Source organism: Streptomyces sp. R-74717 (assembly GCF_047305335.1).
GTDB classification, from domain to species: Bacteria; Actinomycetota; Actinomycetes; order Streptomycetales; family Streptomycetaceae; genus Streptomyces; species Streptomyces atratus.
In genome coordinates this window covers 9268231-9284973 of the sequence record NZ_CP102361.1, presented here as the reverse complement: position 1 = coordinate 9284973, position 16743 = coordinate 9268231, and the positions used below count along the sequence as shown (strand labels likewise).

16 protein-coding genes, 1 tRNA gene and 3 pseudogenes are annotated in these 16743 nt (G+C 67.0%); 4 read left to right on the top strand and 16 right to left on the bottom strand.

Going from position 1 to position 16743, the window contains the following annotated elements; genetic code table 11:
• Positions 1 to 738 precede the first annotated feature (738 nt).
• The 4 genes from NRF20_RS41980 to NRF20_RS41965 form a co-directional block, all read right to left on the bottom strand.
• A tRNA-Ala gene (locus NRF20_RS41980) sits at positions 739 to 811 on the bottom strand.
• Between the two features lie 309 nt (positions 812 to 1120).
• Positions 1121 to 1324 (bottom strand): cold-shock protein, encoded by a 204-nt coding sequence (locus NRF20_RS41975; protein WP_015613078.1) that lies wholly within the window; start codon positions 1322 to 1324, stop codon positions 1121 to 1123.
• A 322-nt stretch (positions 1325 to 1646) separates the two neighbouring features.
• On the bottom strand, positions 1647 to 2249 hold the full coding sequence (locus NRF20_RS41970) for a DUF1349 domain-containing protein (protein WP_398629299.1): 603 nt from the start codon (positions 2247 to 2249) through the stop codon (positions 1647 to 1649).
• A gap of 216 nt (positions 2250 to 2465) precedes the next feature.
• Positions 2466 to 2951: a DUF2000 family protein gene (locus tag NRF20_RS41965; RefSeq protein WP_398629300.1), complete on the bottom strand. Its 486-nt coding sequence runs from the start codon at positions 2949 to 2951 to the stop codon at positions 2466 to 2468.
• 48 nt (positions 2952 to 2999) lie between these two features.
• Between NRF20_RS41965 and NRF20_RS41960 the strand changes: the two genes are divergently transcribed.
• The gene (locus NRF20_RS41960) at positions 3000 to 3803 is read left to right on the top strand and encodes an AraC family transcriptional regulator (protein WP_398629301.1); all 804 of its coding nucleotides are present in this window, start codon (positions 3000 to 3002) and stop codon (positions 3801 to 3803) included.
• A gap of 350 nt (positions 3804 to 4153) precedes the next feature.
• On the opposite strand, the gene NRF20_RS41955 is transcribed toward NRF20_RS41960, so the two are convergent.
• From NRF20_RS41955 to NRF20_RS41940, 4 genes are all read right to left on the bottom strand, one after another.
• On the bottom strand, positions 4154 to 4564 hold the full coding sequence (locus NRF20_RS41955; RefSeq protein WP_398629302.1) for a VOC family protein: 411 nt from the start codon (positions 4562 to 4564) through the stop codon (positions 4154 to 4156).
• A gap of 81 nt (positions 4565 to 4645) precedes the next feature.
• Positions 4646 to 5038, bottom strand: coding sequence for a helix-turn-helix domain-containing protein (locus tag NRF20_RS41950; RefSeq protein WP_398629303.1), 393 nt, complete (start codon positions 5036 to 5038; stop codon positions 4646 to 4648).
• 149 nt (positions 5039 to 5187) lie between these two features.
• Positions 5188 to 6447, bottom strand: coding sequence for an MFS transporter (locus tag NRF20_RS41945; protein ID WP_398629304.1), 1260 nt, complete (start codon positions 6445 to 6447; stop codon positions 5188 to 5190).
• Between the two features lie 50 nt (positions 6448 to 6497).
• A complete protein-coding gene (locus NRF20_RS41940) occupies positions 6498 to 7256 on the bottom strand; it encodes a GntR family transcriptional regulator (RefSeq protein WP_398629305.1) in 759 nt (252 codons plus the stop codon).
• 183 nt (positions 7257 to 7439) lie between these two features.
• Here NRF20_RS41940 and NRF20_RS41935 point away from each other — a divergent pair.
• Positions 7440 to 7628: pseudogene (locus NRF20_RS41935) on the top strand (IS701 family transposase); the annotation flags it as partial.
• A gap of 48 nt (positions 7629 to 7676) precedes the next feature.
• Here the strand turns inward: NRF20_RS41935 and NRF20_RS41930 are convergent.
• The 8 genes and pseudogenes from NRF20_RS41930 to NRF20_RS41895 all read right to left on the bottom strand — a co-directional run.
• Positions 7677 to 7959, bottom strand: a pseudogene (locus NRF20_RS41930) (transcriptional regulator); the annotation flags it as partial.
• A 292-nt stretch (positions 7960 to 8251) separates the two neighbouring features.
• Entirely contained in the window at positions 8252 to 9418 is a 1167-nt protein-coding gene (locus tag NRF20_RS41925; protein WP_413754264.1) for an FAD-dependent monooxygenase, read from the bottom strand.
• Positions 9419 to 9477: 59 nt separating this feature from the next.
• Positions 9478 to 10224: an XdhC family protein gene (locus NRF20_RS41920; RefSeq protein ID WP_413754677.1), complete on the bottom strand. Its 747-nt coding sequence runs from the start codon at positions 10222 to 10224 to the stop codon at positions 9478 to 9480.
• A gap of 162 nt (positions 10225 to 10386) precedes the next feature.
• Positions 10387 to 10608, bottom strand: a pseudogene (locus NRF20_RS41915) (XdhC family protein); the annotation flags it as partial.
• A gap of 21 nt (positions 10609 to 10629) precedes the next feature.
• Positions 10630 to 11637: an amidohydrolase family protein gene (locus NRF20_RS41910; RefSeq protein ID WP_398629308.1), complete on the bottom strand. Its 1008-nt coding sequence runs from the start codon at positions 11635 to 11637 to the stop codon at positions 10630 to 10632.
• Positions 11621 to 12196 (bottom strand): (2Fe-2S)-binding protein, encoded by a 576-nt coding sequence (locus NRF20_RS41905; RefSeq protein WP_398629309.1) that lies wholly within the window; start codon positions 12194 to 12196, stop codon positions 11621 to 11623. Before NRF20_RS41905 ends, NRF20_RS41910 begins: the two co-directional genes overlap by 17 nt.
• Complete coding sequence (locus NRF20_RS41900; protein WP_413754263.1) at positions 12196 to 13125, bottom strand: FAD binding domain-containing protein; 930 nt, start codon at positions 13123 to 13125, stop codon at positions 12196 to 12198. The genes NRF20_RS41905 and NRF20_RS41900 overlap by 1 nt, the downstream gene beginning before the upstream one ends.
• Positions 13122 to 15338 (bottom strand): xanthine dehydrogenase family protein molybdopterin-binding subunit, encoded by a 2217-nt coding sequence (locus NRF20_RS41895; protein ID WP_398629311.1) that lies wholly within the window; start codon positions 15336 to 15338, stop codon positions 13122 to 13124. Before NRF20_RS41895 ends, NRF20_RS41900 begins: the two co-directional genes overlap by 4 nt.
• 371 nt (positions 15339 to 15709) lie before the next feature.
• On the opposite strand from NRF20_RS41895, the gene NRF20_RS41890 reads away from it, so the two are divergent.
• Complete coding sequence (locus tag NRF20_RS41890) at positions 15710 to 16063, top strand: hypothetical protein (RefSeq protein WP_398629312.1); 354 nt, start codon at positions 15710 to 15712, stop codon at positions 16061 to 16063.
• Positions 16064 to 16525: 462 nt separating this feature from the next.
• On the top strand, positions 16526 to 16711 hold the full coding sequence (locus NRF20_RS41885) for a DUF6381 family protein (protein WP_398629313.1): 186 nt from the start codon (positions 16526 to 16528) through the stop codon (positions 16709 to 16711).
• The last annotated feature ends 32 nt before the right edge of the window (positions 16712 to 16743 follow it).

Genomic DNA, 16743 nt, shown 5'->3' with positions numbered 1-16743 from the left:
CTGCTCAACGCCGCCCAGGACAGCTGGCGCGGGCCGTGCGTCGCGCGCATGCCACCGCACCACCGTTGCGCGAGCACGGCATCGGGGAGCCTGGGATTGCCCCGTATCCGCAGGCAGTTCACGGGCGCTGGCGTCGCGGCAGCGATACGGCTGCCCCGTGCATGTGAAGGGCCGTTTCGCGCAGTACGCGGCGCGACGCGGCTGAGGCGTCGCGCGCGACGCCCGTACCGTGGCTGCACCACGACACGCGCTCAGGTTGACCGACACACGGCACAGCGACCGACGGACGGGATCGAGGACTGAGGAGCGTCAGGCGATCGGCGGCCCGTGGGGCGCGGAAATGACTCAAGGGGGCGACCATCGCTCGGCCCCGGCCGCGCTGGTGCCGGCCTCCCCCCGCGCTGGCCCACGCCGCTCCGTCACCGCATCGCCGGCCGGCTCGACGCCGCAACCGCGAACTGCGCCGAAGCACAAACAGCATTCGACGAATGCCTCGACTTCCCGGCCGACTGCCGGCAAGCTCCCGACCCCGTCCGGCGCCCCTTCGACCAGGCGTTCTTCGACAAGATCTGCACCACCAACACCGACGGCGTCCCGCACAGAGAAAGCCGGTCCCTTCGCCGTCCTCCTCAACGAGGAGAACGGCGAAGCGCCCGGCGCTACGTAACGACGACCAGCCCCGGACTCAAACACCCGACCGCATACGAGCAGACGCGGGTTTGACCATGAAGCGTTGGGTGGGGCCGACCGGATTCGAACCGGCGTCTTCCTACATGCCGTGAAGGCGCGACGACCACTGCGCTACAGCCCCACCCTGCTCGTGATCCTAGAAGCCGTCTGCGCTCCGTGCTTCCGGATTATCCGAGGGGGTGTTCTCTGACCAGCGGCTTGGCTCGCCGGGGCGCGGACCAGCATGCCGCTGAGGATCGGCGGCCGGCGCCTGTGCGCTCAGCGCGCGACTGAACAGGGCAGCATGCGGCGGCTCCGGGCTCCGGGTCTTCTGCCCGGAGTCCTGTCGGCGGTCTGCACGCCGCGGCCCGTGGCCCGTCGATGGGGCCGATCGGGATGTGCCAGGCCCCCGGAGTGGATATCCGGGGGCCTGGCGGTGCCTGTCGCCGGATCAGGCGGCGGTGATGTTCTCCGCCTGCGGGCCCTTCTGGCCCTGGGTGATGTCGAAGGTGACGGCCTGGCCTTCCTGGAGCTCACGGAAGCCGGTGGAGTTGATGTTGGAGTAGTGCGCGAAGACGTCGGGGCCGCCGCCGTCCTGAGCGATGAAGCCGAAGCCCTTTTCCGAGTTGAACCACTTGACGGTTCCGCTGGCCATGCCGGTGCCTCTCAGTCGATAGTCGGATCCGCACCGCGCGGACCCGGAGGTGATCGCCCTGGTTCTCAGGCACTGCACAGCAAAGTGCCCGCGCCGGAGCGCGGGCAGGTACTGCGAACCACGACATCTGCCGGTGACACTACATGGCGAGACCGCCCATCACCAGAGAGCAATGAGTCATCAGCGATCCTGAGTTCAGAATGTCCGCCGACAGTCACGAAGTATTCCGGGCCCTGCCCGCGCACATGAAAAGTCGCGCGGCAGGAACGGGCTTGCTCCGAGCCGGAGGCCATTCCGGTGCCAGGTTCGTGTTGACCCCCTGCTACGCCTCGGTCGGCTCGTGGAGTGATGCGTCGGCCGGCCCCTGACAGAAGCCGGTGAACCGCACTTTCAGGCCCTCTCGCTGTGGGGAACAGCAGAAGGGGCCGGCTGATGCTGCTGCCTCGGGTGGGAGTGGGGCGAGCCGGACCATGCGCCAAGGGTCGTTGTCGCGGCGGGCCCGGATCGTCACGGCGTCGCCGTCGCGGCTGGCCCGGACGGTGATGTGATGTCCGTTCCAGTCGGGCACGGGGGCCAGGGACCAGTCGGATTGGCCGCGGGTGACGACGGCGCCGAGGTGTGGGACGCCGTCCGTCATTTCCACGCCGGCCTTGATCCACGTCTGCTCGTCCACACGGACCATGAGGCCGGCTTGGTCGTAGAGGGTTTCGAAGTCGGCGACGAAGGTCACTTCGATGGCACTGGTGTCCGGCAGGGTGGTCAGCAGCGCGTGCCCGTCGTCCCGAATGAAGCCGTAACTGGTGGTGCGCCAGAAGTCACTGCGGTTCCGGGTGGTGACCAGCAGTCCGGCACTGTCGCTGACGGCGTCCAGGGGAGGGTTGAGCCAGGTCGCGTCGTCCCAGCCAATGGTGTGCTGGTTGCTCATGTGTCTGCTCCGTTGTGCGGGCGAGGCGGTCAGCCGGTGTTCTGCGGCGGCGAGGAGCGCGGCCGCCCGGTACCAGGCCGCGTACGCGGAGGACTCGTCGCAGCAGCCGGCACATGGGCCGTGCGGTCGATCCCGCCGGGTACCGGCAAGGACACAGCCACTGCCGGATCCTGCGCGTGAGAACACGCCGACTGCCGGTCGGTGAGGTCGTGCTGCTCAGGGGTGCATCCTCGCACCCCTGAGGACTTTGTCCACCACATTGCGCGGTCCGTAGACGGCCATCCCCACCAGATCGAGCTGGTCCTTGCCCACGGCCCGTACAGCTGCCCGGTTGTCCCGGTCGTTGCCTGTGCTGAACAGATCCGAGATGAACACGGCTCTCGGCAGCGAGCGGGACAGCGCACGACCGTGCGCAGTGGTCAGCGTCTCCTTCGTCCCCTGGAAGACCAGTACGGGCTGGCGGAACATCGGCAGATACGTAGTGTCGTCGGCGTCCATGTACGGCTCGCCGATCACCTCCGGGGATGCCGTGCCGAGCCCGCTGACCACGAAGGCGGTCACATTCAGCCGCTGCCAGGGCTCCAGGTCGTCGCGCAGCAGTACGGCGATCTTCGTGTCGAAGCGGACAGCCACGCTCTCATCGCCCGCACCGGTCTCGCCCCGGACCCCGGTCTCCGTCTCGGTCTCATCCTTGGTTCTCATGCTTCGAGACTCCAGGGTTCTGCCTTCTCCGTCTTGTACGTTCTTTGCATGATGCCCCGGCAGGAAATCTCCGCTTGGCGCCCGCCGGTCACGGGTGTCGTGGAGGTCTTCCACGCCCACTTCACCGAGCACGCGTACCCCATGCACGTCCACGACGCCTGGACCCTGCTGATTGTCGACGACGGCGCGGTCCGCTACGACCTGGACCGCCACGAGCGCGCCACCCCGAACGACACCGTGAGCCTGCTCCCGCCGCAGGTCCCGCACAACGGCTCACCTGCCACCCCTCACGGCTTCCGCAAGCGCGTTCTCTATCTCGACATGTCGCAGCTGGACGAGCGCTTCATCGGTCCGGCGGTGGACGGCCCGGACCTCACCGATTACGTCCTGCGCAGACGCGTCGGACAGCTGCACACAGCCCTCACCGACCGGGGCGACGAGTTCGAGGCGGAGAGCCGTCTGGCCCTCATCAGCGAGCGCCTGCGCGAGCACCTGCGCCCCAGGCTGGCCGTCGGCAGAGCGGGGCCCGACCGCGGTGTCGCCCAGGACCTGCGCGACCTCCTCGACGAGCGATTGCTCGAAGCCATCACCCTGGCCGAAGCCGCACGCCTGGTCCACGCCCACCCCACACATCTCGTGCGTGCCTTCAGCGCCGCCTTCGGCATCGCACCCCACCAGTACATGACGTCCCGCCGCGTCGACCTGGCCCGCCGTCTGCTGCTCGACGGGCAGGCGCCGGGCAAGGTAGCAACCGCCACCGGCTTCTACGACCAGTCCCACCTCACCCGGCACTTCAAGCGGGTCTTGGGCATCACCCCAGGCCAGTACGCCCATACCGGGGCAGCCAGTTGAGCAGGGGCCGCCCGCACGGGCCTTGGCCCCGGATCTTGGACACCCGAGACGTGGATCTTGATGATCTGAGAACGGACATGTCGTGCCGGCGGAGCCGCTTACGCCGCTGAAGGCGGACAACGTGGCCTGCGCAAGAAGGTTTACGAGTTGGAGGAGGAACGTCGCGAGTACGGCGAGCGCGTCATCCACAGGAAGACTGGCCGGGCCATGCGCCAGGTCGGCCTGGCCGGTCTGCGGCTGCGGCGCAGGCACCGCACTACCGTCGCAGACCGGCCACCCATGCCTTTCACAGCACCGTTACCGTTGCCGTGATTCGGCTCCGGCTCCTCTCGTAACCCGTAGGACAGCCCTCAGGCCTTCGGCTGGGTGAAGCGGATGCTGTTGCCGAAGGGGTCGCGAAGGCCACAGTCGGTTCCGTACGGACGATCGGTGGGCTCCTCGGTGAACTCGACGCCCCGGCCCACCAGCGTCTCGTACGTCTTGCGGCAGTCGTCCGTGCTGAAGATGAGCGAGCCGCCCATCACTCCCTTGGTCACCAGCTCGCGGACCTGCTGCGCCGTCTCCTCGGACATCGCCGGGGCACCCGGCCTCTCCAGCAGGATCTGGCGCTCCGGGTGACCCGGGACGCTGACGGTCAGCCAGCGCATGAAGCCCAGATCGACGTCGGCGCTGACCTCCAGACCAAGCTTTCCGACGTAGAAGTCAAGGGCCTCGTCCTGGTCGAGGACGTATATCTGCGAGTGCGTAATGGCGTTGAACATGCGCATCACGCTACCGGGCGAGCCGGACGAAAACTTATCCAAAACTGCTCGATGGACGGACGGTGCGGGCAGTGCGGACGCTCAAGGACTCGGCCGCATCCACGCCATCGTGAAGCACGTCGGTACGCTCGTGGCCGCCGCTTCCTTACGGTACGTCCTCGGTGACCGGCCGACGATGTCGCGGAATGTGCGGCTGAAGGTTCCCGGGCTGCCGAAGCCGACTTGGAAGCAGATGTCCGTCACACTCCGGTCGGTCTCCCGCAACAGGAACATCGCACGCTCGACACGGCGACGCTGCAGGTAGCGGTGCGGCGTCTCGCCGAACGTGGCCCGGAAGGTGCGCGTGAAGTGCGCCTGGGACACATGGGCGATCCGGGCCAGGGCCGGGACGTCCAGCGGCTGCGCGTAGGCGCGGTCCATCGCATCCCGCGCCCGAAGCATGCGGCGGTTGGTCTCCTCTGCTGCGCGGCTCACGGCGCCATCACACCACGGCTCACCGCCGTTCCCACAGCTCATCCGCCACGATCCACGACGGCATCCCCACACCGGACGGAACGCTCGACGCCCCTGCCGGACATGGCCATCATGGCCGATCCACCTCATGGTGTCAGCCGTTGTATGCCTCAACGCACAAGCTCGGGATCTTCTCCCTTGGGCAATTCGCGCATGCTTCGAAGCGGTGACAGGAGGTACGGGATAATGCTCAACGTCATGCCGGCGGCACCGATCCACAATGTAGCTTTTGCTCCGAACACAGCGCCCGAAGCTCCCCCCAGAAGCCCGCCGAGCGGAATACCGCCCCAGGACACGAACCGGGCTGTCGCGCTCATCCGGCCCAAGAGCCGATCTGGTGTGAGGGTCTGTTGGAAGCTTGATTGAGCCACAAAGCGGATGACTCCGCCCAGAGAGAGGGACGCGAGTCCGAGCGCAGCCACATACACGCTCCGCCCCGGATGCACCAACGGCATCAGGACTGTCAGCGGACAGGTGACAAGTGGTGCGAGCCAGATGACCCGACCCTGCCCGACCCGCTTCGAGACCCGGGTTGCCGACAGCGCGCCCAGCAGGGCACCACAGCCCATTCCCGACAGAATGAGGCCGATGCCGAAGGACTCGAGGTTCATCTCCCTCTCCAAGAAGACCAGCAACATGGTTTGATACATGACCAGGAAGAGGTTGAATATCGCATCCCCCAGGATGATTGCACGCAGGACGGGATGCTTGAGAACAAATTTCAACCCCTCTTTGATCTCTCGGAACAGTTGAGGGTGCTCACTCGACTCCGGCTTCTGTTCGCATTTGCGGATACCGGTCGCGAGCAGACCCGACATCGCCATCCCGACCGAACTCACCAAAAGCGTTACAGGGGCTCCGAGCCAGCCGACGAGCGGCCCTGCCATCACTGGTCCACTGATACTGGTTACCGAGCGTATCGCCGAGAGTTTTGAGTTTCCTTCAACGAGATTGCCGCGTCCCACCAGGTGCGGCAGATAACTCACGTACGCGACCTCGAAGAAGACTGTCAGCACTCCATGAACCAACGCGACTGCGTAGAGCCACCAGATCGTCAGAAACTCCGACCACCACGCCACCGGTATCGTCAAGAGGGCCACCGCCCTCGCGAGATCGGTGCTGATCATCACTGATCGTTTCTGTATACGGTCCACCCACGCGCCTGCCGGTAGTCCGACCAGGAGTGAGCCTGCCGTGGTCATGGCGGCCAGTAATCCAACCTGGAACTCGTCAGCATTCAATGCCACGATCGCAACGAGAGGCAAAGCAAGAAATATTACGCGATCGCCCAACTGACCGAGCGCGGTGGCGGCAAACAGCCGCCCGAAGTCCGGATCGCGCAGGAGCCCGAGTCGGAAGCGTATTGACATTCGAGTCACCTACTGTCGAATTTGAAATGTGGCTCCACTGGCTTCAACGGCTACGGCTGGTCGACCACGAACTCGTAGGCCACTTCCCGGCGCACGTCCGGAATGACGATGTCGGCGGTTTCCACCGGACGTCCGCCGGTGTCGTAGATGGTCCGCTCGATCTGGAGCACCAGGTCCCCGACGCTGATCCCCAGTAGGTTCGCCTGTGCCTGGGTGGCACGAGCCGGGCGCGGCAGCTCGACCACGGTCTCGATGTCCACGCCGATGGAGCGCATGCGCTCAACCACCCCCTTTCCCGCGAGGGGGCCCGTCTCGGGCAGTACGATCGGCGTTCCGTCCGTGATGGCCATCGGCTCCCAGGATTCGGAGAGCTGGACGGGTTGGCCGTCGGCAAGGAACTCGTAGTGCGTGTTGACGCAGAGGTCTCCGGGGCTGATGGCGAGCCGCTCGGCGATTGCCTCAGGAGCGGGGACCCGCGTCTGGCTGTGCGAATCCCAGGCGCTGGCCTTGCCCCGCTCCTTCATACCGGCGAGGGAGGGGGAGCCGTCCCGGCGTTCGCGTTGCCGCGAGCGGACCATCCGCAGGCGCTCGCGCGGCATGCGGACGTAGGTGCCCGAACCCGCGCGTCCTTCGAGGAGGCCCTTGATGATCAAGCGGTCCATGGCCCTCTGCGTGACGTTGCGCCCGACCCCGTACTCCTCGGCGAGCTGCGCCCGGGACGGCAGGCGCTCCCCGATCTCCCACTCTCCGGCGAGAATCCGTGCGCGCAGTGCGTCGGCTACTGCAAGGTACGGCGCCTCTCGGGGCATTGGTGACCCTCCGGTTGCTCTGCTGCGCGGCAGCTGGTGATTCCAGGCGGCGTTGGCAAGCTACTGCACCAGGTGAAAGCTGCTGGAGTAGAAATACGCTCGGTGCTCAAGCGGCTGCGGAGGTTCGTGTGAACCCAGTTGCTGCCGCTGCTCGACGCGATCCCGCCGGTTCGCGGCCGAGTCGGGCATCCCCGCCAGAGACCGGAGTGGAAGCGCCGCTCGTGCGGCGCCGGAGCCCACGGCCCGCGGGTCTACGACTGGGCCCGCGCGGAGCACCGCCCCTGGCACGGGCCCGACCGAGCGCACCGGGTCCTGGCCCGCCGGAGCATCATCTGCCCCCACGAGATCGCCCACCGCATCGCCTATGCCCCGCCCCTGGCCAATGCCCCCTTTGACGCGCCCCCGGCGGCGTGCTGGTTGTCAATCGGTCGACCGGGAGATGGGCTCGGGGCGCTCCGCGGCCCAGGAGGCGAGGATGCGTAGGCCGTCTGGGAGGGGGTGCCGGGTTTGGCGGTACAGACGACGAGTTGCGGGTCGGGGTCGGTGACGCAGGTGAGGGCTTCCCAGTCGAGCATCAGCTCGCCGGCGACGGGTAGTGCAGGACCTTGTTGCCCCTGCTTCGGGTGGCGATGTGGTGGTCTCCCCACCAACGGCGGAAGTCGTCGTCCCTCATGGACAGTTCACCGACGAGGTCGGCCATGCGCTCAGAGGTCTTTTTCTCCCGGTGTTTCATCCCGTGGATTGCGTTTCGTCCTGGGATGAAACACCGGGAGAAAAAGACCTCTTATACGACGGCAACGCGCTCACCACGGACGATCCCCCTCCAGCGTGATCAACTTCGAGGATCCTCCCACGCCGCCCGCCAACGTGACAGTGCCTCAGAGACTGTGGTTCCCCACAGGAGGCATGGGGCCGGGGGTGCTGGACGCCGACGCTTGTGCCCCGCACGGTCGCGCGCGTCCCACCGCGCCGCTCCTGCCTTCGGCGCCCCGCACTCACGTAGAGGACAGGAACTGGCGGCCGATGGTTGTGCCGAGTGAAGAACTTGAAGCCAACTGCATCCCCATCCTCGACAAGGTAACCAGGTGCGCGAGCCGTTGCGCTTCCCAGTCTTCGAGGCTTCTGGCCGGCAGAACTTCAGGTGGTGCCCATCCATTCATGGCATAGGCAAGCCCGGCGGCGTCACCGAACGCCTTCGATGTTCCCGCCGCGGTGTGGGGTCGGACAGTGCCCGCGGCGTCGCCGAGCAACACCGCGTGATCGGCGACCATGCGGTAGGGCGAGAGATCAAATACTGGCTGCATGAAGACATGGGACAGGCGCACGAGGGCGGCGAACTGCGGCGGGAGCGAGTCGGCCGCCAGGGCGAAGAGCTCAGCGGTGATCTCCGGCGTCAACTCGCCCGGCGGAAGAAAATTGGCGAATCTCTTTCCGGAACTACCGGTGAGGAGTCTCGGGAGATTTTTCTGGGCTGTATTCACGTACCATACCCAATTGACGCGTCGTGAACCTTCCTCACACTCTCCGTTGGGGCCCGGTACCAGATAGCAAAGCAGCTGCATGCCGCTCGCGCCGAAGAACGTGAATCGGCCCGAGAGAAGTTCAAGAAGATCGTCGGGAAGATCGGACTCGGGTTCCAGCCCGCGCCACGCGACATAGCCGGCGTAGGTGGTTTCAGTAGAAGGATCGAGCAGTGTGCGTGTGGCGGAGCCGATCCCGTCGGCGCCGACGAGGAAGTTGCCATGTGCGGTATACCCGTTGGCAAAGGTGGCTGTGACGTCGTGACCTTCGACTTGTACGCTCTTGAGGGAACTGTCCAGGCGGTAGCACACGTTCGTGAGTGGCTCCCGTAGTGCGCGGTAGAGAGTGTCCCATGCGGTCATCAATTGCGGGGCGACGTAGCGTGTGGCTTTGCCATGGATATGTAGTTGCTGGCGTTCGTACAGTTCCACGCTCACCGATCGCGCCGTTACTCCCAGACGGGTCAACAGCGCCTCGACCTCCGGCTGCATGACGATTCCGGCGCCGCGGGGTTGTGTCCTGCCGGCGGAACGCTCGTACACGGCGACCTCCGCGCCGATGGACCGCAGTTCGTGTGCGGCCGCCAAGCCGCCGACGGATCCGCCGATGACCAGTGCCTTGAACGCGGTCTTCTCACGCATGGTAAACACCAGATCCCTCTGAATCGTGCCAAGTTCGGTAGACAGGGCGGGCGGTCACCTCAGGGGACGGGAACAGCGTCGCTGGGGTGCCGTTCGGAATGAATGGGGCCGTCGATTACCGAAAGCGCTCGCCCGCTGCGGCCGTGCCGTACGGCGATGAGCTCGGCCGCGATGGACACGGCGGTCTCCTGCGGCGTGGACGCGCCCAGGTCGAGGCCCATGGGCGAACGCAACCTGGCCAGTGCGGCGGGTGGCACACCGGCCTCACGAAGGTCTCGGACGCGAGCCGCCTGCGTTCGACGGGAGCCGAGTGCACCCACGTAGGCAAACGGTCTGCGCAGTGCCTCGACGAGCAGGGGCACATCGAACTTCGGGTCGTGGGTCATGACGCACACCACTGTTCGGCGATCGGTTTCCGCGGCCGCCAGGTATCTGTGTGGCCAGTCGACCACCACTTCGTGGGCGGAAGGGAATCGCTCCGGCGTGGTGAAAGTCGGGCGTGCGTCGCACACCGTGACGCGGTACCCGAGAAACGCCGCGATCTCGGCCACAGCGGCGGCGTGGTCATTGGCGCCGAAAACCAGCAGCCGAGGGCGGGGCGACCATGACTCGATCAGAACACGGGTCTCCCGTGGATCAGTGGAGTCGCCCGTGCCGTACACCCCCACCCTGGTGTCGTCGAGGCCCAGCATCATGCGGGCATCGGCCAAAACAACGTCATCCAGGCCTGGTTGTCCGGTATTCCCCAGGTGCCGGTCTTCCAGCAATACGATCGTTCGTCCAATCTGGCCGTCGGCACCGGTCATCACCCGTGCCACGACGGCCGGCCGCTCGGCTCCCACAGCCCGGTGCCCGGCAGCAAGGACACGAGCCGTTTCCCCCTCCACAGCCTGCACGAAGACATCGATCTCTCCCCCGCAGGTCAGTCCGGCGGCGAACGCGTCGTCGTCGGAGTATCCGAAGCTTGCGAGCTGCGGCTGCCCCGAGGACAGCGTCTCTCGCGCCAGTTCGTACACCGCTCCTTCGACGCAGCCTCCCGAGACACTGCCCACAACCGTGCCATCGGCGTGCACACACAGGGCCGCCCCCGGCTGCAAGGGCGCGCTGCCTCGTACAGACACGACGCTGGCGACGGCGTAGGGGGCACCGGACGCGTGCCACTCGAGCAGACGTGGGGCCAGTTGTCGCATGGAAGTTCTCCCGATGGGCTGTCAGGTTCGGGCAGTTAGCTCGGCGGTGGGCGTCAGGCCCAGGAACACGCGGCCGTTGGCTTCGAGCGTCGCGGCGTCGATTCCGTTGTCCAGGAGGAAGCCGACAGGGTCCGGCTGGGCCATCTCGAAGGGGTAGTCGCTTCCGCACAGGATCCGGTCCGGCGAGGCGTGGGAGCGGAGCAGCCTCAGTACCTCGGGGTCATGGGTGATCGTGTCGAAGTAGAGCTGAGTGAACGATTCGGCCGGCGGGCGGCTGCTTCCCTGACGTACATCGTCGCGTGATCGCCACCCGTGTCCCCACCGCCCGATCAGGGACGGCGAGCAGCCTCCGCCGTGGACGAAGCAGATCCGCAGGTTCGGCAGTTCCTCCATGACGCCGTCCAGGAGCACCGACGCCACGGCGGTCGTGGTCTCCACCGGGTTGCCAATCAGGTTGACCAGATAGTGGTGCTCCCACTCGGGCCGCGGCAACTGCATGGGGTGGACCAGCACGGCGAGACCGAGCTCCGCGGCGACAGCGAGCACCTCGCGCATGACGCCGTCGCCGTAGGACCTGCCCTGCACGAGAGGCGGGACGGCGACGCCGGCGACGCCCTCCGTCTTCGCCAGTCGCGTCAGCTCCCGTCGGGCGGCATCCACGTCGTCCAGGCGCACCAGTCCGAGTCCGACGAGTGTTCCGTCGGTGGTGGCCACGGCCTGGGCGAGCTGTTCGTTGTAGGAGGCGATGTAGTCGTCCGCCTCGGCGGGCGCGTGGACGGGGAAGGCGAAGGGTGGTGCCGAGATGACGCGGGTACCGACGCCGGCCTTCACGGTGTCGGCGACGATGGTTTCGATGTCGGTCATCGCCGCGGTCGGGAACGTCAACCGGATGTCTCCGAGGAAGAGTTCACCGTCGCGGTCATTCATGCCTCCGAGCGGATTCCCCGGCGGCAGGGCTAGCAGTTCGCGCGGCAGCCAGTGCGCGTGGACATCGATGATTCCCGCGCGAATGTCACCGGTTACAGCCATCTTCTTCTCCTCGACCGTCCTCCACGGGGGACGGCTGATCACGGGTGCCGCGGTCTCCCGCGGCACGCGGAGTTGTCAGGTAGTGGTTCGCTGCTGCTCCTTTGGCAGCGCGAGTGATCGCGCGTCGGATGGGTTCGTAGCCGGTGCACCGGCAGATGTTCGAACCGACCAGACCTTCGACGCGCTCCGGATCGTCACCGATGGTGGGGTCGGACTCCAGCGCCCCGGCGGCCACCATGAGGAAACCCGGTGTGCAGAAGCCGCACTGCAGGGCATGTTCCGCGGAAAAGGCCCGCTGGAGCGGATGTGGCTCGCCGTCGGGTCCCGAGAGCCCTTCCACGGTGCGCACCGAACTGCCTTCGCACTGCACGGCGAACATGAGGCATGATCGGACGGCCTCCCCGTCCACCAGCACGGTGCACGCCCCGCAGATCCCGTGTTCGCAACCGAGGTGCGTGCCCGTGAGGCCGCAGTCCTCCCGCAGCACGTCGGCGAGGATGCGCCGTGGCTCCACGTCGAGTGGGTAGTCCTGGCCGTTCACGGTGAGGGTGATCTTCATCAGTGGCCTTCCTTGAGCGCGGCCACCCGCGATCGTTGGTCTGCGGCCGCTTCGCTCAGCGTTCTGCCGACCAGGACCGCGATGGCTTGCCGCTTGTACTCGACATCGGCGAACGGCTCGGCCAAGGGCGCGGCGTCCTGTTCCGCGGCGATCCGGCCGGCCTGAGCGAACGGGTGGTTGTCGGGAAGCCGGTACCCCGTCGGGGGTGAGCCGACCTCGGCGCCGATCAGCGTTTGCTCGGCGGCGCGGGCCCGCACGGGCCTGTCGGCTGAGTTGACCAGTCCGATCCTCGCCTCGCTGATCACCCCGTCCCGCACGGTCAACGTCGCCGCGACGGCCACCTGGGCGAAGCAGAAGTGCGTGCGCCGGTGCTCGATGAAACCGACCCCGGTGTCGTCGCCGAGCAACGGGAGGCGCACAGAGGTGATGAGTTCCTGCGGTCGGCGCGCGGTCTGGTACGGACCGTGGAAGTAGTCACCGGCCGCGACTTCGCGCACCCCCTCGGGGCCCCGCAGTTCGACGACGGCATCAAGGGCGACGCCGATGGCACACCACTCCGAGGCGGGGTGTGCCCAGCCGAAGCTGCCCGCCATGGTTCCGCGGGAGCGGATGGGCGGATGGGCGATGTTGACGACGGCGCGGGAGAGCAGTGTGCCGAGCGGGCCCGGGACAGCCTCTGCCGACTCGAAGACCCGGTGGCGGATCAGGGCGCCGACGCGCAGCGTGCTGTCGTCCACGCCCATGTGGTCGAGCTCGGCGATGCGATTGATGTCGACCACCAGTTCTGGGCGGATGCGCTGAAGGTGCATCTCCAGGATGAGGCTCTGTCCGCCGGCGAGCACCTGGGCCTTCCGCCCGGCGTCGCCGAGTGCGTCAACGGCCTCCTGCACCGTGCGCGGCACGACGTAGTCGAAGGCAGCGGGCTTCACCGGACCTCCCCCTCGAATTTCGGGGCGTGGGCCGCTCGCCACACCACGTCCGGGGTGAGCGGCATCTGCAGTAGGTCGGGGTCGGCGATGTGCAGCGCGTCGGCCACGGCGTTGACGATCGCGGCCGGAGTCCCGATACAGCCCGACTCTCCCGCCCCTTTCGCGCCCAGTGGCGTGCTGGGACTGGGTGTGCAGGTGTCTTTGAGCTCGATGGGCGGGACCTCGGTGTACGTCGGCAGCAGATAGTCCAGCAGGCCGTTGGCCAGCGCGGGCACGCCGTTTTCGTCGAACGTGAGGCCTTCGTACAGCGCCTGGCCAATGCCCTGCAGGGCCGACCCGAAGGCCTGCCCGTGCACCACCATGGGGTTGAGTACCACTCCGCAGTCGTCCACCGCCACCACCTGCAGTACGTTCACGGTGCCCAGTTCCGGATCGACCTCGGTCACGGCGGCGTGGGCACCGAACGGGAATGCCATGCCCGACTCGAACCGGTCGTCCACCCGCAGCGGCCCGGTGGCCTTCACCAGTTCACCCAGGTCCATGGCCGCCGAGCCGTCGCTGGCGGCATGCACCGCGCCGTCGGACCAGGCCACCTCGTCCACCGGCATCTCCCACAGCGTCGCCGCCCGCCCCCGGGCCTCCTCGATGAGGAGGGTCGAGGCGTGCTGCAACAGCGCCCCCACCACCTGTGCCGAACGGCTTGCGAAGGAGCCCAGTCCTTCGGGCTGTTCGTCCGTGTCTCCCTCCACGAGCCGCACCCGCCCCTCGTCCACGCCGAGGGACTTGGCGACCAGTGCGGGGAAGACCGTCTCGTGGCCCTGGCCGCTGGGGGCCGCGCCGCACCGGGCAGTGACGGTGCCGTCCTCGTATACCTCGATGCTGCCGAACTCGTGCAGTCCGCCCGGTTCACCTCCGGAGCGTTCCACGTAACAGGACAGGCCGATCCCCAGCGGCAGGGCGTCCGGGTCGCTGCGGCGCCGGGCCTGTTCGGCACGCCACTTGTCGTAGTCGAGCGTCTCAAGGGCCAGGTCGAGGGCGGCGGCGTAGTTCCCGCTGTCGTAGCGCCGGCCGGTGGGTGTGTCGTACGGGAAGGCCTCGGGCGGGATGAAATTGCGTCGCCGCAGTTCGGCCGGGTCCATGCCCAGTCGGCGGGCCAGTACGTCCATCGACCGTTCGAGCGCGATCGCCGCTTCGGGCCGACCGGCGCCCCGATAGGGGTACGTCAGCATCGTGTTGGTGAGCACGGAACGGAGGGTCGCATGGACGCGGGGAGTGGTGTACGGACCCGTCGCCATCCAGGCCGTCTGCATCGGCAGCCCGACCCCGAGGTGCGGATAGGCACCGACGTCGGCATCAATCTTCAACTCGTAGGCGAGCAGCCGTCCTTCGGCGTCGGCGGCGAGCCGGACCTGCTGGTCCTGCCCCCGGCCCCGGGTCGCGACCAGCATGGACTCCAGACGGTCCTCGATCCATCGGACGGGCCGTCCGAGCTTCACCGCCAAATAGGCGACCACGACGAACTCCGGGAACGCCGCGCTCTTCGACCCGAAGGCGCCCCCGGTGTCCGGCACCACCACGCGCACCCGGTCGACCGACCAACCGAGCAGTGCGGCCAGTTCCCGGCGCAGCCGATGGGGCATCTGGTGCCCCGCCCAAACCGTCAGCCGGTCTCCCTCGGGCACGGCGAGGATCGTCCTGCACTCCATGGGACTGGGCATCAGTAGTTGCTGGCGGTACCGGCCCTCCACCACAGCCGCCGCCTCCTGCCAGACGGAGTCCTCGATCGGCTCGCCGGTTTCCCCCTGCAGAGCGATGTTGCTCAGGCCGTCGAAAAGACGAACAGAGTCGCCCGATGCGGCGGACGTCGTCACCACCGCAGGCAGCGGATCGATCCGGAAGGTGACCTCGGCAGCCCCGTCCTCGGCCCGGTAGCGGTCCTCGCCCAATACCACTGCCAGCGCCTCGCCCGGGTACCGAACCCGGTCCTTCACGAGCGCCGGCCACTCTCGGCCCGCCACGGCCTCCTCCGTGGACAGCTTCGCAAGCAACGTGTGCGGCACCGGAGGCAGGTCTTGCAGGTGGACGGCCGCCTGCACGCACGGGGGCATCTCCGCGAGGTCCGCAGCAGACCAGACCCCCACCACGCCGGGCACCTCCCGCGCGGCGGCGCAATCCAGCTCACGCAGCGTGCCGTGGGCAACTTTGCTTCTCACGAACACAGCGTCCAGGCAACCCGGCACTTCGATATCGGCGACGTAGCGACCTCGGCCGGTGAGCAGCCGTTTGTCCTCGCGCCTTGTCCATTGCTCCACGACTACACCTCTGCTGCTCCACGACCACACCTCTGCGCATTGCGTGTTGTTGCGGGGATCCACCACGTGTTCGCCATACGCATAGGGGATGCGTCAGATCGAGTAAGAACCGAAGCTCGTCCCCGGTCGATCTCCTTGACGACCTGGGACATGTGCGAGCGCCACTGCCATCGCGACTCGCACTTTGACTGACGAAATGAACATAGCCGCCCGAAGGCGCGCACGCAGAGCAGCACAGAGGCTGTGCGCTGCGGGAACAGACCTTGTGCACTGTGGTGCACGGGCGGCGGATCGTGCCGGTGATCCTCACTTCGGGCGTTTGGAGTGCGTCTTCCGCAAACATCCGGGGCCCGGATCGCATCCTTTATTCGCCGGTATTCATGCTGGTTCGGTGCGTACCTGGCGGCAATGCCCGCCATCGCGCACTGGAGGACTTTGACCGCTCGCTGAATGTGGAATCGCAGGGCGTCTGCTGTGATTCCCCTGGCCTTTTATCTACCCTTTCATCTCTGGCAGAGATGACCGTTATCACAGGCTGGCTTTGTTCACTTCCAGCGACAGCGTTTGTCGATCTGTTTCAGCAGCAGTTGGTGCTCGGCGTCGCGGTGGGTGTTCACGAGAAATGAAATGACGGCACTGCGGCTTGGCGTGTCGGCGTACAGGTCAACTTGCCCAACCGATTACGGCTGAACGTGCTGTGTGCGCCCCAATGCGTCGGCGGTTGTCCGGACGACAGTGGTGGGAAGAGGTGCCCCTTCACGTCCGTACTCCGGTGGTACTCACCACCGCAGTCACACTCGTAGGTTCCACTGCCCGGAACCACTTCGGCCGGATGCCGCGACACCCTGTCCTCACTCGCGCCTTCCTGCCCACGACGATGGCGGCCGGACCGCGACCGGGTAATCCACCTGCCGAGGGTTTGCTCGGGCGATGCCGGCACAGGATGCAACGGGCAGACACGCCCCGGCATACGAGCGGGGCGGGCTTGAGCTGTGGGGATAGCAGTGGGTGACTGTTCGAGATGCGTGGGTGCCGGGGCGCTGTTTCGCTGATGAGGCCCGCTCTTCCCGACAGATCCAGGAGTGATCATGAGCGTTGCAGGTGAATCCGGCCGTGCCCAGCAGATGCGTGCCAAGGCGCAGGAGATGAAGGACGAGGCCGCACGCACCTCGGACCCGAAGGAGCGTAAGCGGCTGACGGACCAGGCCCGCCGACTGCAGGAGCAGAGCGAGCAGGAGGGCCGCGGCGGCAACCAGAACATGGACCCCATGTAACCGGCCCCGCTAAACACACCGGCCGGTGTTCT

What these genes read in the sequence shown, in the direction of transcription:
- NRF20_RS41975 (WP_015613078.1), bottom strand. Translation starts at nt 1,324, where the DNA reads ATGGCCAGCGGAACCGTCAAGTGGTTCAACTCGGAAAAGGGCTTCGGC.
- NRF20_RS41970 (WP_398629299.1), bottom strand. Translation starts at nt 2,249, where the DNA reads ATGAGCAACCAGCACACCATTGGCTGGGACGACGCGACCTGGCTCAAC.
- NRF20_RS41965 (WP_398629300.1), bottom strand. Translation starts at nt 2,951, where the DNA reads ATGAGAACCAAGGATGAGACCGAGACGGAGACCGGGGTCCGGGGCGAG.
- NRF20_RS41960 (WP_398629301.1), top strand. Translation starts at nt 3,000, where the DNA reads ATGATGCCCCGGCAGGAAATCTCCGCTTGGCGCCCGCCGGTCACGGGT.
- NRF20_RS41955 (WP_398629302.1), bottom strand. Translation starts at nt 4,564, where the DNA reads ATGTTCAACGCCATTACGCACTCGCAGATATACGTCCTCGACCAGGAC.
- NRF20_RS41945 (WP_398629304.1), bottom strand. Translation starts at nt 6,447, where the DNA reads ATGTCAATACGCTTCCGACTCGGGCTCCTGCGCGATCCGGACTTCGGG.
- NRF20_RS41940 (WP_398629305.1), bottom strand. Translation starts at nt 7,256, where the DNA reads ATGCCCCGAGAGGCGCCGTACCTTGCAGTAGCCGACGCACTGCGCGCA.
- NRF20_RS41925 (WP_413754264.1), bottom strand. Translation starts at nt 9,418, where the DNA reads ATGCGTGAGAAGACCGCGTTCAAGGCACTGGTCATCGGCGGATCCGTC.
- NRF20_RS41920 (WP_413754677.1), bottom strand. Translation starts at nt 10,224, where the DNA reads ATGACCGGTGCCGACGGCCAGATTGGACGAACGATCGTATTGCTGGAA.
- NRF20_RS41910 (WP_398629308.1), bottom strand. Translation starts at nt 11,637, where the DNA reads ATGGCTGTAACCGGTGACATTCGCGCGGGAATCATCGATGTCCACGCG.
- NRF20_RS41905 (WP_398629309.1), bottom strand. Translation starts at nt 12,196, where the DNA reads ATGAAGATCACCCTCACCGTGAACGGCCAGGACTACCCACTCGACGTG.
- NRF20_RS41885 (WP_398629313.1), top strand. Translation starts at nt 16,526, where the DNA reads ATGAGCGTTGCAGGTGAATCCGGCCGTGCCCAGCAGATGCGTGCCAAG.